At 62.8% G+C, this 18,707-nt stretch carries 22 protein-coding genes; 20 read left to right on the forward strand and 2 right to left on the reverse strand.

Annotated features, from left to right (window positions below; genetic code table 11):
* Positions 1 to 1,071: an efflux RND transporter periplasmic adaptor subunit gene (locus ACZ9GA_RS13130; RefSeq protein ID WP_457363733.1), complete on the reverse strand. Its 1,071-nt coding sequence runs from the start codon at positions 1,069 to 1,071 to the stop codon at positions 1 to 3.
* 1,249 nt (positions 1,072 to 2,320) lie between these two features.
* Between ACZ9GA_RS13130 and ACZ9GA_RS13135 the strand changes: the two genes are divergently transcribed.
* The 9 genes from ACZ9GA_RS13135 to ACZ9GA_RS13175 all read left to right on the forward strand — a co-directional run bounded on the left by ACZ9GA_RS13135 (position 2,321) and on the right by ACZ9GA_RS13175 (position 9,779).
* A complete protein-coding gene (locus tag ACZ9GA_RS13135; RefSeq protein WP_457362272.1) occupies positions 2,321 to 3,052 on the forward strand; it encodes a hypothetical protein in 732 nt (243 codons plus the stop codon).
* A gap of 119 nt (positions 3,053 to 3,171) precedes the next feature.
* Positions 3,172 to 3,384 carry an AlpA family transcriptional regulator gene (locus ACZ9GA_RS13140; RefSeq protein WP_455921122.1) on the forward strand — a complete coding sequence of 71 codons (213 nt, stop codon included), beginning with the start codon at positions 3,172 to 3,174 and terminating at the stop codon, positions 3,382 to 3,384.
* 4 nt (positions 3,385 to 3,388) lie between these two features.
* Positions 3,389 to 4,243, forward strand: a complete 855-nt coding sequence (locus ACZ9GA_RS13145; RefSeq protein ID WP_457362271.1) for a ParA family protein — start codon at positions 3,389 to 3,391, stop codon at positions 4,241 to 4,243.
* 60 nt (positions 4,244 to 4,303) lie between these two features.
* Positions 4,304 to 5,851 carry a ParB family protein gene (locus ACZ9GA_RS13150; protein ID WP_457362270.1) on the forward strand — a complete coding sequence of 516 codons (1,548 nt, stop codon included), beginning with the start codon at positions 4,304 to 4,306 and terminating at the stop codon, positions 5,849 to 5,851.
* A 17-nt stretch (positions 5,852 to 5,868) separates the two neighbouring features.
* On the forward strand, positions 5,869 to 6,420 hold the full coding sequence (locus tag ACZ9GA_RS13155; RefSeq protein WP_457362269.1) for a DUF2857 domain-containing protein: 552 nt from the start codon (positions 5,869 to 5,871) through the stop codon (positions 6,418 to 6,420).
* Positions 6,414 to 7,619, forward strand: coding sequence for an STY4528 family pathogenicity island replication protein (locus tag ACZ9GA_RS13160; protein ID WP_457362268.1), 1,206 nt, complete (start codon positions 6,414 to 6,416; stop codon positions 7,617 to 7,619). The genes ACZ9GA_RS13155 and ACZ9GA_RS13160 overlap by 7 nt, the downstream gene beginning before the upstream one ends.
* Before the next feature lie 458 nt (positions 7,620 to 8,077).
* Positions 8,078 to 8,839 (forward strand): PFL_4669 family integrating conjugative element protein, encoded by a 762-nt coding sequence (locus tag ACZ9GA_RS13165; RefSeq protein ID WP_457363732.1) that lies wholly within the window; start codon positions 8,078 to 8,080, stop codon positions 8,837 to 8,839.
* Positions 8,836 to 9,345 carry a DUF3158 family protein gene (locus ACZ9GA_RS13170; RefSeq protein WP_457362267.1) on the forward strand — a complete coding sequence of 170 codons (510 nt, stop codon included), beginning with the start codon at positions 8,836 to 8,838 and terminating at the stop codon, positions 9,343 to 9,345. Before ACZ9GA_RS13165 ends, ACZ9GA_RS13170 begins: the two co-directional genes overlap by 4 nt.
* Complete coding sequence (locus ACZ9GA_RS13175) at positions 9,342 to 9,779, forward strand: single-stranded DNA-binding protein (RefSeq protein WP_457362266.1); 438 nt, start codon at positions 9,342 to 9,344, stop codon at positions 9,777 to 9,779. Before ACZ9GA_RS13170 ends, ACZ9GA_RS13175 begins: the two co-directional genes overlap by 4 nt.
* Positions 9,780 to 9,877: 98 nt before the next feature.
* Here the strand turns inward: ACZ9GA_RS13175 and ACZ9GA_RS13180 are convergent, their stop codons facing one another.
* Positions 9,878 to 10,105, reverse strand: a complete 228-nt coding sequence (locus ACZ9GA_RS13180) for a hypothetical protein (protein ID WP_457362265.1) — start codon at positions 10,103 to 10,105, stop codon at positions 9,878 to 9,880.
* Positions 10,106 to 10,243: 138 nt separating this feature from the next.
* On the opposite strand from ACZ9GA_RS13180, the gene ACZ9GA_RS13185 reads away from it, so the two are divergent.
* The 11 genes from ACZ9GA_RS13185 (at position 10,244) to ACZ9GA_RS13235 (ending at position 18,701) form a co-directional block, all read left to right on the forward strand.
* Positions 10,244 to 10,585 carry a helix-turn-helix domain-containing protein gene (locus ACZ9GA_RS13185; RefSeq protein ID WP_416425172.1) on the forward strand — a complete coding sequence of 114 codons (342 nt, stop codon included), beginning with the start codon at positions 10,244 to 10,246 and terminating at the stop codon, positions 10,583 to 10,585.
* Positions 10,586 to 10,716: 131 nt separating this feature from the next.
* A complete protein-coding gene (locus ACZ9GA_RS13190) occupies positions 10,717 to 12,699 on the forward strand; it encodes a DNA topoisomerase III (protein ID WP_457362264.1) in 1,983 nt (660 codons plus the stop codon).
* A gap of 760 nt (positions 12,700 to 13,459) precedes the next feature.
* Positions 13,460 to 14,023, forward strand: coding sequence for an STY4534 family ICE replication protein (locus ACZ9GA_RS13195; RefSeq protein ID WP_457362263.1), 564 nt, complete (start codon positions 13,460 to 13,462; stop codon positions 14,021 to 14,023).
* Between the two features lie 65 nt (positions 14,024 to 14,088).
* Entirely contained in the window at positions 14,089 to 14,346 is a 258-nt protein-coding gene (locus ACZ9GA_RS13200) for a hypothetical protein (RefSeq protein WP_457362262.1), read from the forward strand.
* Positions 14,347 to 14,412: 66 nt separating this feature from the next.
* A complete protein-coding gene (locus ACZ9GA_RS13205; RefSeq protein ID WP_457362261.1) occupies positions 14,413 to 14,907 on the forward strand; it encodes a JAB domain-containing protein in 495 nt (164 codons plus the stop codon).
* A 60-nt stretch (positions 14,908 to 14,967) separates the two neighbouring features.
* Positions 14,968 to 15,684 carry a DUF5983 family protein gene (locus tag ACZ9GA_RS13210; RefSeq protein ID WP_457362260.1) on the forward strand — a complete coding sequence of 239 codons (717 nt, stop codon included), beginning with the start codon at positions 14,968 to 14,970 and terminating at the stop codon, positions 15,682 to 15,684.
* Positions 15,685 to 15,808: 124 nt separating this feature from the next.
* The gene (gene pilL2 / locus ACZ9GA_RS13215) at positions 15,809 to 16,330 is read left to right on the forward strand and encodes a PFGI-1 class ICE element type IV pilus protein PilL2 (protein ID WP_457362259.1); all 522 of its coding nucleotides are present in this window, start codon (positions 15,809 to 15,811) and stop codon (positions 16,328 to 16,330) included.
* Positions 16,327 to 17,010 carry a hypothetical protein gene (locus tag ACZ9GA_RS13220; protein ID WP_457362258.1) on the forward strand — a complete coding sequence of 228 codons (684 nt, stop codon included), beginning with the start codon at positions 16,327 to 16,329 and terminating at the stop codon, positions 17,008 to 17,010. Before pilL2 ends, ACZ9GA_RS13220 begins: the two co-directional genes overlap by 4 nt.
* Before the next feature lie 10 nt (positions 17,011 to 17,020).
* A complete protein-coding gene (locus ACZ9GA_RS13225) occupies positions 17,021 to 17,737 on the forward strand; it encodes a TIGR03759 family integrating conjugative element protein (protein ID WP_457362257.1) in 717 nt (238 codons plus the stop codon).
* Positions 17,719 to 18,273, forward strand: a complete 555-nt coding sequence (locus ACZ9GA_RS13230) for a lysozyme family protein (RefSeq protein WP_457362256.1) — start codon at positions 17,719 to 17,721, stop codon at positions 18,271 to 18,273. The genes ACZ9GA_RS13225 and ACZ9GA_RS13230 overlap by 19 nt, the downstream gene beginning before the upstream one ends.
* A 23-nt stretch (positions 18,274 to 18,296) precedes the next feature.
* Entirely contained in the window at positions 18,297 to 18,701 is a 405-nt protein-coding gene (locus tag ACZ9GA_RS13235; RefSeq protein ID WP_476227619.1) for an integrating conjugative element protein, read from the forward strand.
* The last annotated feature ends 6 nt before the right edge of the window (positions 18,702 to 18,707 follow it).

Here is an 18,707-nt window from a genome sequence, read left to right on the forward strand (position 1 = left end):
TTATCGTGACGCGGTCAGCGCATCGAGATCGACGTTTTGCGCCTGCGTGGCGTGCACTACGCTGGTGGCATCGAGGTGCTGCAGGCCTTCAGTGATCACTCGCTCGCCGGGCTTGACGCCGCTGTCCACCAGCCAGGCATTGCCCATGGTGCGAACCACCGCCAGGTCGCGGTGCTCGACGTGATTGTCGGGGGTGACAACCCAGGCGGTGGCCATGCCACGGCTGTCGCGAACGATCGCCTGCTCGGGCACCAGCATGGCGCCCTCTCGCACGCCCTCCTTCAACTGGGCGTGCACGAACATGCCGGGCAGCAGCGCTCGGTCGGGGTTGGGGAACACCGCCCGCAGGGTCACGGAACCCGTCCCCTCGTCCACGCTCACTTCGGAGAATTTCAGCGTGCCCGTCAGTGGGTAGGCGCTACCGTCATCAAGGGTAAGGCTGACCTCTGCCTGATCGGCACCTGCGGACTTGAGCGCGCCAGAACTCAGTGCGCGCTTGAGCGCCAGGATCCTGGTAATGGGTTGAGTCACGTCGACGTAGATCGGATCGAGCTGGTTAACAGTTGCCATGGCACTGCTTTGGCCATTGGTCACCAGCGCCCCTTCGGTGACGGCCGAACGGCCGATGCGCCCGGAAATCGGGGACATTACCTCGGTGTATTGCACATTGATGTCGGCAACTTGTTTATCGGCCTCGGCCTGTTTCCAGGCCGCAAGGGCGTCATCATACTGCTGCTGGCTGACCGCGCGGGTCTTCAACAGGCGCTCGTACCGTTCGGCAAGGTTTCGGGCGCTACGCAGATTGGCCTCCGCGCGGGCCTGCTGGGCGACGTAGGTGCGAGGATCAATCTGGTACAGCCGCTGCCCCTGCTTGACCTCTGCGCCTTCAGTGAAAAGCCGGTGTTCAAGAATGCCACTGACCTGGGGACGTACTTCAGCTACGCGATAAGCCGAGGTCCGGCCTGGCAAATCGGTCGTGAGCGTCAAAGGGGCCGCAGTGATGGTATAGACACCCACTTCGACAGGGGCGGTGCTGGCCACGGGCTGCTCCTGATGGCAGGCGCCGAGCAGCGTCGAAAAAACAAGTATGCAAGGAATGCGGTGCGCTTTGGAAAGTTGCACAACAAGGCTCCGTGTGAAATAGGATCGATCATGCGGTTATCGCAGACCTACTACTGGCATGCGGCACCGCCGTGGCCAGAGACGTGGCCACGGGATACGGTGACGATATGGGCAATTGCGGCATGGCTGTATGCACGGGTTAAGAGCACAGTCACGCGATCAACAACGGGGAGAGAGGCTCAGGACAACGCGATCAGCATTGCAGGGCAAAAACCAGCACACCGTACGGTGTGGTCGCCAGGCCGTTCGGCGCTGACCGCGCAGTGCCATTCTCGCTGATACTCATAACTGCTACCCCTTGCCAGACAGCTCCAGACCGCGGCCAATATAGAATCCAAGGCATTTTGAGTCCTGTCGAAACTGGTGTGCCTTGTCAGTCATTTGTCGAAGAACTGCCCATGAAGTAGCAGGTTGTCGCAAAACTGTAACTGCTCATCGGCGATAGGCGGGGGGGAGCACGCCGGACCAGTCTCGCATGGGGCGGTCGGGGTGATAAACCTGTGCAACCAGCCCGGTATCGAGCCGCTGACAAGAAAAACCTTATGCAGTTGATTGAAACCACATCTTCAAGATTGGTCCTTCAATCTCAGCGTGACTGCCGCCGCTTGTTCGATCTTATCCGTGATTTGGCTATAGACTGGAAACTTTCCGCATTTTAGAAGGCGACGGGCGAAATCGCCGATCTCATTCCAGGATTCGCGACGTACGGCTCGGGGTATAAATCCGGTGGACAGCTTTATTGTTTTCTCCCGCCAACCCTGGCCCTAGAGCTCATCTATATGCCCTTCGGAGCTTAGGCACCCACGCTGATCGCGGTAATCGTCCCGATGGCAAATGTGCATCCCGTTACCCATCAAGACCCAGTGCCCGCGACTTCGTAACTAAATATTTCTATATCATTAGTGTGATGCCCCTCAGACAAGCGCGATTTTTTCGGATCCAATACCGCTTAAATCAAAGGTTCCCGTTCCCTGCCCTTCCCGCTAGTTGACTAATCCGTCAAGTTAATAAGACATTGTGTAACGCGCTCGATACCGAAAATGCAGGAACCATAAGCCTGCATTCCAGTCTTGATTGCATCTGGGACCCTAATATGAACTTCGCTGCGAGGATCAGGTCCCGGCTGCAGGTCATCCACCAATAGCAGTTCGTGGGAGAGCCCTGCTTATGGACTGAAATATCTAGGGAGGATACTCAAATGCTCTCGTTCAAAACTGACTACCACCCCATTGAGGTTGCCCTGCACTGGTGTAACCTTGCTGACCATGCGACTGAGATTCTGGCGGTGGCCTTTTATGATCCTGACAAACTTCTCGCGCTGTTCCCTCAATGGCCTTCTCTTCACTTTTATACCGAACGGATCTACGACGCTATTCTCTGCGGCGAACTTCCTGCTTGGTATCTAGGACATCAGTACCGTCCGGACAGTGATGTCAACCGCGCTTACCTTACGGTTCGTAGCCCCGATTTAAGGGGCTGGGTGGCCCGTGACTACCCCGACGATAAGCCAGCGTTTCTGTTTAAGTGCGATGCCCAGCATATTCAATGTGTCAGCCTTGGTGCGCATTTGGCGCAAAAGTCCGAGCTGGAGGCCACTGCTCGTGAACTGCAAAAAGTTCGCCAAACACTTGCCAGCCGGACCGCAGAGCTGGAGTCGCAGGTCAGCGAGCTGCAAGCGGTGATTGATCACATGGGGCTGTCGGAGACGCCGAGCAACGACTCCAGCCTGCTGCACTACGTGATCATCGGGGCGTTACTGGCCATTGGCGCCGGTAAATCCCCTGAAGGCCAGGTGCAATCCATCTACAAGGACCAGAGCGCCATCGTAGCTGAGATTTTGCGCCGCTTCGCCAATATTCGAGGACTGAGCAAACGCACCCTTGATCGGAAATTTGCGCAGGCCCGGCGCTGTCTGAAGCAAGCGGGGTAAGCCTTGCCAGCGATTGCCAGGCAATTGTTGCAATTGCCTGGCAATGACAATCCCCCATTCTGGTTATTGACTGAATGTCACATCCCACCACGCGCCAAACGACGCTAAGGAGTGACATCATGCAGTCCGCCACCATCGCCGCCTCCGCCGATCGCCACATCATGCGTCGTGACGAGGTCGAACAGAAAACCGGCTTCAAGCGCTCGCACATCTACAACCTGATGAAAGCCGGGTTGTTCCCGCAATGCCGGCGCATCGGCACCCGCGCGGTGGGTTGGGACTCGCTGGAAATCGAGCAGTGGGTGCAAGATCGCCTGTCGATCCGGGACTAACGCCATGGACGTGCTCTCGCTGATCTCAACCAAGGGGGGCGCCGGCAAGACGACCGTCGCCGCCAACCTGGGTGGCTTGTTGGCTGATGCCGGCCTGCGGGTTCTGCTGTTGGATTTGGACAGCCAGCCGACACTGTCCAGTTACTATGCCCTGCCCCAACCCCGCGCTGCCGGCGCCTACGAGCTGATTGCGCAGAACCTGACGTTGGCCGACCAGGTCATCAGCGCCACCGCGATCCCCGGCCTTGATCTGATTGTCTCCAATGACCGTGCCGGCCATCTCAACACCTTATTGCTGCATGCCCCCGATGGACGCCTGCGCCTGCGTAACCTGCTGCCGGCATTTGCCGATGACTATGACGTGATGGTCGTGGATACCCAGGGCGCACGCAGTGTCGTCGTGGAAATGGCCATCCTCGCATCGGGCTGCGCGTTGTGCCCCTTGCCTCCCGAGATGCTTGCGGCGCGAGAGCTGCGCCGCGGCACACTGGAGCTGTTCGAAGAACTGGAGCCCTACCGACATCTGGGGGTGTCACTGCCGCCGGTGAAATTGTTGCTCAACCAGGTCAATTTCAACCGCCGGGATACGCGCCTGATCATGCAGAGTCTACGGACGACCTTCGCGGACGATGCACACGTCAGCCTCTGTGACACGGTCATTCCCGACCGAGTGGCCTATCTGAACGCTGCCACGTTGGGGATGCCCGTGCACCGTGTCGAGCCACACCCCTTGGGGGGCGGCCGCGGTCGTCCAGCCGCCCAGGTGATGCGAGACTTGGCCTCGGAATTGTTTCCCCACTGGCGCCAGCAACTGATCAAGACCACAACCGGCTCTGACAGACGCAGGACTGGTTCCTAAGCAATCTCCAACCACCCTACCGTGCCCTAAACCGGGCATGGCTTGACCCGGGCTGCCCTCATGAAGACACCCACCTCAGAGGAAATCACCCGCAAGCTGCAGCACTCCCACTTTCCCAGCACGACTAGCCTGGAGCAACCGGCAGATCCAGCTTGCGATACGCCGATGGTGGTGACCCTGGAGCAACTGCGCCCTTATGATCACAACCCGCGGTTCATCCGCAATCCGCTGTATGCCGAAATCAAAGAGTCGATCCGGGAACGCGGCCTGGACCAGCCGCCGGCCATCACCCGACGTCCCGGCGAGGCTCATTTCATTATCCGCAACGGCGGCAACACGCGCCTGGCGATCCTCAATGAGCTATGGCAGGAAACCCGCGACCAGCAGTTCTTCCGGATTGCCTGCCTGTTCCGGCCTTGGTCAACCGAGCCACACGCGCTGCTGGGGCATTTGGCCGAAAGCGACCTGCATGGTCAACTGACCTTCATCGAACGTGCTCTGGCGGTGGCGAAGCTCAAGGACATGCTGGAAGCCGACAGCGCCCGTTTAAGCCAACGTGAGCTGGCGAAGCGCCTGGGCGAGGGAGGTTATCCCATCTCGCAACCGCATATCAGCCGCATGTTCGATACCTTGGAGCACCTTCTGCCCGCCATTCCTCAAGTGCTATACACCGGACTTGGCAAACAACTCATCGAGCGCACTATCAGTTTGCGACGCAGGAGTGAAGCAGTCTGGAACCGCTATGCGTTCGACGTCGGAGACTTTGAACCCCTGTGGTTGGAGACCTTGTCTCAGTTTGACGGCGACGCTGGCGAATTCGATCTATCCCAGTTGCAGGATGAACTCCTCGCCCGGATGGCAGACATACTGCGGCAGTCGCCTCGCACACTTGCGTTGGACTTGGCTCAAGAAGGTAGCGTCGTGAGTGCGCCGCCGCAGGCTGCGGTGGACGGGGCTGGAGTGACAGACCATTCCCTCGCACCGCTATCGGAATTATCGCTCAGCCATGACGCGACGCCCGACCACAATCCCGTGGCGCAGACGAGTGAGCATAATTCGCTGTCCGATGCCCACCCTACGACGCCCCAGGCAGAGTATGAAAATGAGGATCAACCGGCACATCATCCTGCCGCCGCTTCGCCAGCAAGCTCGCCAGAGATCATTCTGCCAACTTCACTCGACCAGCTGTGGCTGTTCAGAGCCGATCACGCCAACCCTGAGCACCTGCGCCGGGCCTGCGCGCAGTTAGCCTTGCAATTGGCCGAATACGGCAACCTCGGCGACTGGGTCCTCCCGATGAACACGCACCTGGGCTTCTCCCTGACACCCGCCATCGAACCTCCCTCTGAACCGCGCAGCGTCGGCATCCAGTTGCTACTGGGCGGCCTGCTGCGGCTTCACGATGAGGTGCTCTGGGAGCATCAACAGCAACTGCCCGCCGCGCTATTCGGTCAGTTGCTGACCGGGGTCTACGACCAGCCGCTGGAGGACCATCGCCCCCTGCCGGTGAAGCTCGAACGCCTGCCTGACGAGCAGTTGCTGCAACTGTTCTGCCTTGTCCGCCTGTCCCGCCAGTTGATCGACCTCTCGCTATCGTCCACTCGCTAAAGACTCGGAGGTGCCCCATGGGCACGACGTTCAATCTGTTGAATCACGCCATGCTCAACCAGGTGCTGCATGAGCTGCGTCATGGCCGCGTGCAGCGCTGCAAAGCCCTCGGTTTGGGTGAGGAAGATATCGAAGTGCTGCAGTCACTGCCGCCCACTACCCTCTCCCACCTGGCGCACTCAAATATTTCCTGGGTTGAGGTCAAGGTCGACATCACTGTCCTGCGTCGACTGATCATCCAGGCCGAACGCGACGAACAGAACGAGCGGCTGATCAATCGCGCACTCAAGCTGGGTGCCAGCTCCAGCATCATGTACCGCTGTTTCGGGCTGGATCATTCGGAAACCGCACTGCGCCGGCGCGTGCTGAAGATCGAGACTCACCGTGGACGTCCGGTACAACTTAGCGAGGCCCAGGAGCATGCGGTGTGGCAACGCTGGTGCCAGCTGCGCGACGACGATCAGCACTTCGACCCCCTGGACGCGATGATGATGCTTGCCGAGGAGCAGCACATCAGCCTGACCCTGGTGTGGCAGCAGATCGATCTCTACGGAGGTGCGCCATGCTGAGTTTTTACGACATAGACTGGGCCGACGTCGTACGACAGAGCCTTCCGGCCTTGGAGCGACACAATCGGTACCTGGCCAAGCAGGAAGCGCTGCGGGTAGCGGCGCTCGAAGCAGAGCCCCCTCGCTTTGTCTACGCAGGCAAGAACAATCCGATGCCCCAGGCGTTGCTGCTCGACACTCGCCTGACACCGCTGGAGCGCAACGCCTGGCAAGTATTACGCTGGCTGATCACCGAACGCCACGTCGAGGCCCCGCGCTACCAGGACCTGCAACCGTACCTGGCCACCAGCCCCTGCGGCGCGCAAGCCTCGCGCGAGACCATCGCCCGGGCGTTGAACGTGCTGCGCAGCACCCGCTGGCTGAGCCTGACCGACCGCGCGCGCGATGAGCAAGGCTGCCTGCGTGGCAGCGTCTACGTGCTCTACGACGAACCGCTGCCACCGCACCAGGCGCTCAACGTCGACAGCGGCTACCTGGCGTTGATCCGGCAGAACCTCAGCCATGCCACCAAGGGCGTGCGCGACCTGGCGCGGCACGTGCTGCAGGAGCTACGGGATGATGTACAGGTGCCTGCCGATGTCCTCAGGGGCCTCGACCAGGCAGCGGAGCGTGCGGTACAACAAGCATTGCCGTTCGATACCCCGTCCAAGCGTGAGGGTTCCGAACGGAAGGTAGCGGACAACGTTCGGAATTCTGCAGTCAGATCGGCAGGGAGCGTCGATGTCAGCGAGCCCCTGGTTTTGGCTGATGTTCGGAATCCGAACGCGACCTGTACAGTACTTAAAAGCCAAAGCAATAAAAAAACAGTACCGCGCGCGGCGCTGGCGGACGCGGCGGCGCAGTGGCCGGAAACACTGCAACTGAGCCTGGGTGAGCGCAAGATGGCGCAGCAGGCGCTGCATCGGTTGGAACCCGAACAACGCCAAGCGGTGATCAATGAGGCAGTCGCCCGCTGCATCCGCGGCACTGTCCGAAAACCTGCGGCCTACCTGATGGGGCTGATCAAGCGTGCCTGCAACGGCGAATTCACCCTCTGGGCGGCGCGGGCACTCACCGGCGAACCGGAGGCCGCTTGCCACCGCTCCTCGACATCGCACGAGCCGACGAAGACGTCCAAGCCACCCCGCGAGGCTTCGCCACTGGCACTGGCGTGTCTCAGCGAGCTGAAGCAACGATGCCGCGTGGTCAGCGCCAGCTGACGGATCTGATGCCAACGACATCACGTCCAGCGAGGTCCACTGATAGCGGGCGATCCGGAGCGCTTCTTCCATTGATCGCCGCGCAAAACTGGCCCTGCTGCCGTCGTCACAGGTGCTCGAATGGCAAGGAGACCGATGAAGACGATCAGGACCAACGATGCGATCGATCACCCACGTCTGCCACGGTGAAGCCATCTCGGAAGGGCCGGGGCACTGATCAGCGCAACCGAGCCGCCGTGCTCGCCTGCCGACATGGCATGAGTCAGTAGCGTGCCTCCCTGAACCACCGCCACGAAGTGGTATCCTCGATGGCTCCCGGTGGAACTGATGCTGATGGCATCACTCCAGCGACGTCCAGCGATGCCGAGCAATCCGAAGCGATCGCCTTCGCATTGATCGCTGTGGAGCGTCGAAAGACCGACCAAGGTGAGCGCCATCTCCACGGCGAGGAACCGGCGATGGTCGACCACTACCAACTCAACCTGGGTTCATTGCGCAGCAGCATCACCCTTACGCTGCACACCCATCACGCCGCCCGCCTGTGGCAGGGGCGCCTCGCGCGTGAAGGCGTGCATGCGATCATGGGCATGGCCGGCTACATCAGCGTCACCAACCTGCTCAAGCAGGCCAGCAGCCAGGATGATCCGTTCGCCGACTGGTTCATGCTGCAGCTGGAAGAGAAACTGCTGCTGGCCAAGGCCGAAATGCTTGCCCTGTCCGAGCAAGTAGGCCGCCTGGAGCGCGACCTGCCCAGCCAGGTCGACATCGGCGACAACCTCAACATCCACCCAGTGACCTTGCCGCTGTTCATCGGCAGCCAGCTGGGGTTTCTCGCCGTCTACTTGCTCACCGACTACGACACCCTGGTGCGGCGGGTGCTGCTGGCCCACCACACGGCGCTGATCGGCCGCAGCGACATGGAAATCTGGATCGACCGCGGTGCGCACCTGCTGCGTAGCCTATTTGGCCTGGCGCAGCGCTACCGCCTGGCCGGCGTCAGCCGCGATGACATGGCGGCGAACAATGCCCGCGCCCGCGACGCCGTGGAAAAATTTGGCCTGCCGCCGCAGGACATCCTCGAAGGCCTGCGGCGTTCGCAGTTCGCCCCGCCGTCCGTACGCCATCCCGCCGTAATCCATGAGGCGGAGCTCGATGACGAGGCTCCAGACGAGCAAGTGGCGGCTGAACCGGCCGTCCAGCCCGAAGGCGGTGTGGCATGACCCTGGCCGAGGCGATCGCCCGACGCCTGTCAACGGATGCCTATCGGCAGTTCGAACAGGGTGCCTCCCTAAAAGGCCTTTTAAAGCCTTTTAAGGGTAAGGGGGAGCTGCAGCAACTGGCCGATACCGCGCTGCGCCTGGAAACCCAGGTCGCCGAGCTGATGAGCGTGCTGCTGGCCATCGTGGCGCAACCACCCTTCTCACTGCTGGACCTGCGCCTGGTGGTGCAGCGCAGCGCAGCCGGCACGAACTTCCTGCGCTGGCGCAGCCGTGACTTCAATCGCATGGGCGCGCTGGTGTGGCAGCGGGCGATGGCACAGCCGCACCTGGCGCAGTCGGTGCGCGAGGCCATGCTGCAGCTGGAGGTCAACCGCATCACCCTGAACCTGCAGATGAGCAGCCTGCATTCGCTGCACCGGCACGCCACGGCGAGCGCGGCCAAGCTGCAGGCCGCCGAGACCCTTTTCGATCACTCCCCTACCCCCACCGTGGAGCAGCAACCATGAGCACTCTGTTTGTCGGCGAAGGCAACATCGGCAGTGTCCCCGAATTCCAGGAATTCAACACCAACCCCGATGAGCCAAGGCGCCTGCTGCGGCTGAACGTGTACTTCGACAACCCGGTACCGCGCGAGGGCGGCTACGAGGATCGCGGCGGCTACTGGGCGCCGGTGGAGCTCTGGCACCGTGATGCCGAGCACTGGAGCACGTTGTTCCAGAAAGGCATGCGCATCCTGGTCGAGGGCCGCACGGTCAAGGACGAGTGGGAGGACAGCGAGGACAACGCGCGGGTGACGTTCAAGGTGGAAGCGCGGCGCATCGGTATCCTGCCACATCGCCTGGCCTCGGTGATCATGCGCGAGAAAGCCAGCGAGCCGACCAAGGGCGACGGCTCGGCGCGCAAGACTGGCGGCAGGAAAGGCGCGCGCAAAGCGGATTGAAGGTGGACGTCAGTGGAATCGCGCCGACTCAACGCGAGACTCACGCTGGGCCGGCCACCTGCCCGGCCTGCAGCCACCGCGGTTCCTGCAACCCTTGATTACTGCTGGCGGGCTAGCTCGTGCTGGGCATGCGCCAGCAGCAAGGCCACCTCGTACAGGTGCCGGTCCAGGGCACGGAATGCCCGCCAATGCGCCGGGCTCTGCTTGACCCAACTGGCCAACGCCTCCCTTGCCTGCAGGTTGTCCGGCTCCACGTGAGTCGCCAGGAACAGCTCGTAGGCCTTGATCTCCAGCGCCGTCATGTCGGCGTCATCGGAACGGTCCATGTTTGCCTCCTCGTGCTGACAGGTCGCGCCTCTCTTTCTCAGCTAAATACGCCCCATTAGGTTGCTAGTCAACCTTATAGGGCGTTCATATGCGCGGGTTGATGGTCAACCATACGGGTCGAATTGGAGAGTGCCCCGTTGCCCGTCAAACAGCCTAGCCCACGCCACATCGGTCGCCAGTTGGCCAAATTTCGGCTTGCCCGCAACCTGACCCAGGAGGAGGTCGGCGTACGCCTGGATATCGGCGCCGAGGCGGTCTCGCGCCTGGAACGCGGTCAGGTCGATCTCTCTGTAGCCAAGCTGCTGCAGCTGGCGGACATCTTCGAATGCCCCGCCGCCGAACTGTTGATGGCCATAAGCACCCGCACACAGGACCAGGCTCAGGTAATCACGGCGCTACTGGACAAGCTCAGCGACGAGAACCGGCAGTTCACCCTCGAGATGCTGGAACGCATGGCCGCACACTTAGCGCCCAAGTAACGATTCTCACGCTCCGCGCTTCCCCCCGCGTCCCTAAGCCACGCAGAAACGAAGGCGCCCGGTTCAACTTTGCGCTGGATCTTTCCCACCCCACCCGCACCCTGTCGCTATCTGATCAGGGGAGCCTAGTCATGCGCCTGTACATCTGCGAGAAACCCTCCCAGGCCCGCGATATCGCCCGCGTGCTGCAGGCCAATCGCCGCGGTGACGGCTGCCTGCAGGGCAATGCGGTAACCGTGACCTGGTGCGTGGGCCATTTGCTGGAGACCGCGCCACCGGAGAGCTACGGTGCGCAGTACAAGCGCTGGACCTTGGAGGACCTGCCGATCATCCCAAGCCGTTGGCAAGTGGTTGCCAAGCCCAAGGTCGCGGCGCAGTTGAAGGTCATCGAACAGCTGCTGCGAACCTGCAACGAGGTGGTGGTGGCCACCGACGCCGATCGCGAGGGCGAGATGATCGCCCGCGAGATCCTCGAGCGCTGTCGCTACCAGGGGCCGGTTATGCGCCTGTGGCTCTCAGCGCTGGACGAGGCATCGATCCGCAAGGCACTGGCCGCACTGCGCCCGGGCGAGCAGACGCTGTCACTGTATAACTGTGCGCTGGCGCGCTCCCGCGCCGATTGGCTGGTGGGCATCAATCTCAGCCGGCTGTTCACCCTGCTCGGCCGGCGTGCCGGCTTCGATGGCCTGCTGCCGGTGGGCCGCGTGCAGACGCCGACCTTGCGCCTCGTGGTGGAACGCGATCGAGCGATCGCCAGCTTCGTGCCCCGCCCTTTCTGGACGGTCGATGCGCAGCTGCAGGCCGAGGGCATGGTGTTTTTGGCGCGCTGGCAGCCGCCTGCCGGCAGTTGCGACGACAGCGGGCGCTGCATCGATGAGGCCGTCGGGCAACGGGCGGCGCGGCGGCTGGCGCAACGCGCCCAAGCGCGGGTGTCGAGCGTCGACGTGGAGCGAGTGTGCGAAGGACCGCCGCTGCCCTTCGACCTGGGGACCTTGCAGGAGATCTGCTCGGCCAAGCTTGGCCTTGGCGCCCAGGACACATTGAACACGGCGCAGGCACTGTACGAGACCCACAAGGCCACGACCTACCCGCGCACTGACTGTGGTTTCCTGCCCGAGAGCATGCTCGATGAGGTACCGCGCGTCCTGCATGCCCTGGCAGCCAGCGCGCCGTCGCTGGGGCAGTGGCTGAAGCAGGCTGACCCGAGCCGACGCTCAAGGGCCTGGAACAGCAGCAAGATCACCGCCCACCACGGCATCATCCCCACGACCATGATCCTCGACCTGGGGCAACTGTCCGAGCGCGAGCAGGCGGTCTACGCGCTGATTCGCGCGCGTTACCTGGCGCAGTTCCTGCCCGACCACGAATATCTGAAAACCCAGGTGCTGCTCGTAAGCGACGAAGACCAGCTGCAGGCTCGCGGCAAGCAGATCCAGGAGCGCGGCTGGAAGGCGGTGATCGATGAGGCCGACGGCAGCGAACCGGGCGAACCGAGCCAGCGACTGCCGACCCTGCGCGAGGGTGCGTCGCTGCCCGTGCTCGATGCCGTGGTCAACGCGCACCGCACCCAGCCGCCCAAAGCCTATACGGAAGGCACCCTGATCAAGGCGATGAAGACCATTGCCAACCAGGTCGCCGACCCGCGCCTGAAGCAGAAGCTCAAGGACAGCATCGGCATCGGCACCGAGGCCACCCGCGCGGCGATCATCCAGGGACTGATCGATCACGGCTACCTGGCGAAGAAGAAACGCAGCCTTGCGGCCTCCGCGGCCGCGCACACGCTGATTGAGGCGGTACCGCCGGAGGTGGCCGACCCGGTGTTGACTGCCCTGTGGGAGCAGGCGCTGGACCGCATCGAATCGGGGCAGCTGGACGTCGAGACCTTCCTGGCCAAGCAGGCCGCCTGGCTCACGCAACTGGTGCAGAGCCACGCCTCGCTGACCCTACGCGTGCCAGCCGCCGCCAAAGGCCCCGCGTGTCCGGTGTGCCGCAGCGCCATGCGCCAGCGTAAGGGCCGCACCGGTGCCTTCTGGTCATGCTCGCGCTATCCGGACTGCACGGGCACCAAGCCGGTGGCCACACCCAAGCGCACCAGCAAGCCCCGCTCCTCCTGAGCAACACGCGGCACCTTGACGCTCCCCGCTGAGCCTGTTGTAGTGAAGGCGCCCCATCGCCACCAGGCGAACCAAGACCGATACGCTCCGGGCAGCTCGGTCGAACCGTCGTGTTCGGAGCCATGCCACACCTCTTCCCCGTGAATGCTTTTCGGCGTCATAGATCCTCCAGGCGGATGACCCCTGCGGCTTGCAGCAGGCCCCAGGGCTCATCCGCCTCGGCGATGATGCTCAGCACCGGTGCCCGCCGGCGAAAGACTGGGCGCCTTTTGTGCGCGGATGCGTGCCTGCAGTTTCCGATCCAGGCCACGACAAGGGTCGGTTGAACCAGGTGAATGACCGGCGACAGTTTTGCGATGGACTTCGCGGTCAGGGTACCGGGTCAAAGGTGGTCCTCCTCATCCTAGCCTGATGACCGTCGGGCTATTTTTTCGCCGGCCGTTTTCCACTGAATACCATCAGCTTCCGGCCGCCGAAGACCCGTTCAAGCCCCTGTTGACGCGGGGCTCACCTCGATCTATAGATGAACTGCACCTCGCTGTCGATGACAGCACCCTGGTAGCCGGAACCTTAAAGGCTACGCCCATTGCGGGTGGTTCTTCCCCAGTGCGATCAGCGCTCGGCAGCTCGCACGGTCACCGATCCCTCGGTGATGAGCGCTCCTCGACCGGTCCTGTGACCACTATTGCCTCCCCCTGCGGAACTCACCTCCCGCCAGGGCTGGTGGATATCCGCGTTTCTTGCAAACAGGAGATTCACCATGGCTACTGCAAACAACGCTGCACCCACCAGCTACTTCAACCTGCACACCCAAGGCATTGGCTACCTGAACCGTATTCGCGAAGTCCCGGTACGTCGCGGTCAACCGTTCATGGCCTGCGACATTGCCGCGCTGCACGGTGCGTCGGATGACGTCGAGTACACCCGCTTCGACTGCAAGGTCGCCGGCGGTGAAGCGGAACGTTTGATCCGCGAGCACTTGGAAGACGTCAAGGCCGATCGCAAGGTGCTGCTGGCCTTTCGCATCGGCGATCTGTGGGTCGACGCCTTCACCTATGAAAAAGGTGAGCGCAAAGGCCTGCCGGGCGCCAGCCTCAAGGGTCGGTTGATCTTCATCGAGTGGATCAAGGTCGATGGCCAACTGACCTATAAGGCAGCACCCCGTGCTGAAGCCCCTGCTCCAGTTGAACCGGAGCAGCAGGCTGATGAGGCCGACGCCGAACCTGAAGCGCCCGCCGACACCTCCCGCGCCAGCTCCGGCCGCCGTCAAGCCCCGGCTGCCAACGGCCGTCGCACCTCCACCCCGGCGCGTCAGTCTGCGTAAGGCGATTGACCCACCCACCAGGCGCTCGGACGAGCGCCTTTTTTTCACCTGTGTCGGAGGTTGCCATGGAGAGCTACTGGCTCTGCGAGGACTGCCTGCAGGCGGTGGCTTTTGAGGACTTCAGCGCGCTGTCGCTGTACTACAGCGAGGCTGAGGTCGACCAGCGCATCGCCCGGATGCGCGCCGCCCTGCTAGCCCTCCTGCCCTTGAGTGCCGACTTTGATCCTGAGACCGGCGTCGGCATCGAGGACTTTTCCACCGCGCCCTGCGAAGCCTGCTGTAGCCGCTTGCACGGTACGCGGCATCGCTTCACCCGGCTTTGAACTGCTGATAACTACCCAACGGGGGCTCTCCCCCTGGGGGCGCTCCGTCCTTACGAGGAATATCCCATGAACACCAGCCTGAACCTGGTCGACACCGTCGATCCCGCCGTGATTCAGCGCGTCAACGAGGATGCGCTGATCGAGCAGGCCCTGCAGTTGCTCGACCGCCGCTATTTCCAGCGCGGCGAACTGCTGATCCAGCCTGCCGATGCCGCGGCTTACCTGAAGCTGCGCCTGGCCCCCTACCGACAGGAAGTCTTCGCCCTGCTCTGCCTGGACTCGCGCAACCGCGTGCTCAGCTTCGACGAGCTGTTCTTCGGCAGCATCGATGGCGCCAGCGTCTACCCGCGCCAGGTAGTCATCAAGGCTTTGGAGCATAACGCCGCCAGCGTGATCTTCAGCCACAACCACCCTTCCGGCTGCCCTGAACCCAGCAACGCCGACCGCGTGCTGACCCAACGCCTGAACGAGGCCCTGGCCCTGGTTGAGGTCCGCGTCCTGGACCACATCATCATCGGCGAAGGCCGTCCGTTGTCCCTGGCCGAATTCGGCTGGATCTGAACCGTCGTCCCGACGCCACCGCCTGCATGGGGTGGCCTCAACTTCCACTGGAGAGCAGCCATGCATCCTCTTACGTCCACTCCCTTCGTTCGCGGCTACCAATCCTTCCGCTGTGAACGCCTTATCCAGATTATCTACGAAGACTACGGTGAGCCCTGCTACCGGCCCCTGCATGACTCGCAGGCTCAGCTGCTGGACCATGACATTAGTCGCCAGCCTTGCATATTCAATGATGATTTCGTGCTGATCACCCGGGGGCAAACCCTGGTCAGGGAAGCCGTGGGGCAATGCACTGACGACGGCACGGTGGTGGCGGTGGTCTACACGGTCGTCGCCGACCATTTCGGCCAGTCCGCCCATTTGGGTGACTATCCCAGCGAAGAGTCGGCGCAAGCGGTAATCACGCAATTGACCTTTGCCACGGGGCACTACAGCCGTAGCTGGGAGATCAGCTCGGCGCACCTGCCGCCTGCGGAGTTCAAACTGCTGGAAGAGCGTACCTGGCGCGGCATCGCGTCCGGCTTTTTCGAGTGCTTCGAGCTGTTCGACAGCCATGCCATCGGCTGCAAGCTGTATTCGACGCCCTGGCAAGACGGCGGCAACTGCCCTGAGTGTGTCGCCAGCCGCGCAGAAGTCCTGGCGCGCATGCATGACGACCAAATCCCGCCGGTGCTGACCGAGCTGTTGCTGCTGGCCGGGCAAGCGGACGTGCGCTTTTTGGTGTTTGATCCAGACGCCCGACGACTGCCCGAGCTACCTATTTTTCGCGATGATTGATGCAAGGCGCCTACGGGCGCCTTTTTTATGGGGCGCGAATAGCCGTGGGCGGGAATCGCTTTATCGGTGGGGCGACAGCCGCACTTTTCGCCATGGTAGCGACAACCTTCCCTGAGACATCGCCATGCATCGTCCACTCATGCTCACGCTGGTCATTGCCGCCCTGCTGGCGGGCTGCAGCCATGCTGCGCCCCCTCCCGGCCCAACGCCGGCCGCCGACAAGCCCGCGACGCCCGCCAAGCCGCTGGTGCCGGAAACGCTCCAGGCACCTGACTGGGTGCGGCAAGGTCGCTACACCCTGGTCAGCGCCCGCCCGACGCTGGAGCAACGCCAACCGCTGCTGCAGATGGTCGAGGTCAGTATTCCGCCGGCGCTGCACAGTGATGTCGGCGAGGCATTGCGTCATGTGCTGCAGCGTTCGGGCTATTCGTTGTGTCCGGATGTCCCGCCGCAGGCGCTGCTGTTCAGCCGGTCGCTGCCGGCGGTGCACTACCAGTTCGGACCGATGGCCTTGATTGACGCCTTGACCATCCTCGGTGGCCCTGCCTGGGAGCTCAGCGTCGACCCACTCAATCGCTCGGTCTGCTATACGCTGCGGTCGCCATCGCCGGCAGCATCGGTCGGGGCGGTGGGGCTCGCCCCATGAAAATCCAGACCTTCCATGACCTGTTGATCGGCGCCCTGTGCATCGCCGCGACCTTGCTGGCAGCGTTGACCTACAACCACCATCAGCAACTCGCGGCCATGGTCGCGGTGGCCGCACAGGCCCAGCCCGATCCTGCTCCGGCCCTGCGGCGGGATCTGGATCTGCTCCGCGATGGTCAGGCAAATTTGCAGGCACAGATGAGCGACCTGAGCAGCCAACAGGAGGCTGTCACAGCCAGCCTGGCGGCAACCCGGCAGCAGTTTGATCGGCTCGGCGCTGCCGTTGCCGAGCAGTCGAGATCAACAGCCAATGCCCCCAGCACCGAGGTATTTACCGCTTGGCAGCAACGACTGGACAAAGCCGAAGGTGAGCTTGCCCATCTGCAGGCCCAGCTCGCGGCAAAATCTCAACCCCTGCCCCACTCCAAACCCACCCCGACGCCAGCGCCCAAGGCGATAACACCGCGCCCTGCCGAACCGCCGCTGTCGGTGCTCGGCATCGAGACGCGTGGCAGCGCCCGATTCGTGTCGGTGCTGCCAACCGGTGCGCGCTCGCTGTCCGCCGTGCAATTGCTGCAGCCGGGCGAGAGCCTGGATGGCTGGCAATTGCGCACAATCGAAAGCGACCGTGCCGTGTTCCAGATCGCGGGGCATGCCGACCGCAGCCTACCCCTGCCCTGAGGACGCTGCCATGCGCCTTTTCGCTCTCCTCAACGTGCTTCTGCTGCCAATCAGTCTGCACGCTGCCGTTGTTGCCGCGGCGGACCAGGAAGTCTCCGAATCCACGCAGCGGAACAGCGACGTCACGCCGCTGCAGCAGAAACAGACCACTGCCGCGCAGGCGTGGGGACTGACTGACGATGAATGGGCCAAGTTTGAACACCTGCAAAGCGGCCCCCGGCACTACTGGTCACCGCAGTTGGACCCGCTGACCACCCTGGGCGTGGAGGCGGACTCCGACCAGGAGCGGCAGCGCTACGCCGAGCTGCAAGTGCGCCTGGAGGCCAAACGGGCCGAGCGCGAGCTGGCTTACCAGCAGGCGTACACCGCCGCGTGGACGCGGCTGTTCCCCGGTCTGCAACCTGTACAGGGCATGAGTAGCGCGGACACTCCCTCAGCCGGGACTCGCTACGCGCTGTTCGTCGAAGAGCAGTGTTCGGCCTGCCAACCCCGAGTCTCACAACTGGCGAAACAGGGCGTGCAGCTGGATGTGTTCTTGGTCGGCAGTCAGGGCAAGGATGACGTGATCCGGCACTGGGCGCGCCAAGCGGGCATCACAGCAGCGCAGGTCAGCAGCGGGCAGGTCACCCTTAACCATGATCGGGGAAGTTGGTTCGGTTTGGGCGCCAGCCGTCCATTGCCAGCACGCTATCAACAGGTGGACGGACAATGGCAGCGCGTCGACTGATCTGCGCCCTGGCGCTGGGCCTTGGCACTCAGGCAGGCGCAGAGGTGATACCCCCTCCTGCCTACCAGGTGATCGCCGCGCAGGCCGGCATTCCCTCCTCGGTGTTGTTCGCCATTGCCTTGCAGGAAAGTGGTACTCGGCTGCGCGGCCAGACCATCCCCTGGCCCTGGACGTTGAATGTCGCCGGCAATCCGCAGCGCTTCGCCAATCGTCAGCAGGCGTGCACCGCCCTCATGCTCGAGCTCACCCGCCAGGATCCTCGGCGCATCGACGTTGGCCTGGGCCAAACCAACCTCGGCTACCACCCCGAGCGCTATAGCAGCGCCTGTGAAGCGCTGGATCCGCGGACCAACCTGGCGGTCACCGCCGACCTGCTCAAGGAACACTACGAAGCGGCCGGCAACTGGGTGCAAGCCGCTGGCCGCTATCACCGGCCAGCCGGAGGCGAGCTTGCCGCCCGCTATCGCGCGCAGTTCATCCGCCATTGGCAGCGGGTCGACGCATCGGCTGCCCTAACCCTGGAGAGCCAACCATGACACCGTTGCGAATCCTTGCCCTGATGATATCGTGTTTGTTGTGGCAGGGCGTGGCCGCCCAGACGGTGGAGCCAACGCCCTCGCCACCCGACCCACGCCGATTGAGCTGGGTCCTGCCTATCCACAGCAGTCAGCTGAGCCCAGGTCCGGTCACCCGCAGAGTGCTGGATATGACGGGAATAACACCGTTGTTTCTGGTCGGTCAGGACCCGCTTTCCCTGCAATGGCTGGCTGAACATGCCCCGGCCTTGCAGGCGATCGGCGCCAGCGGTCTGGCCGTGGAAGTCGCGGACAGCGGAGCGTTACAGAGCATCCAGGCAAAAGCGCCGGAGCTACCGATCTGGCCGGTCAGCGGTGATGACATCGCCGCGCGCCTGCACCTGGAGCATTACCCCGTGCTGATTACGCCAACCGCCCTGGAACAATGAGGGGGA

This window comes from Pseudomonas sp. TE3644 (assembly GCF_056278815.1).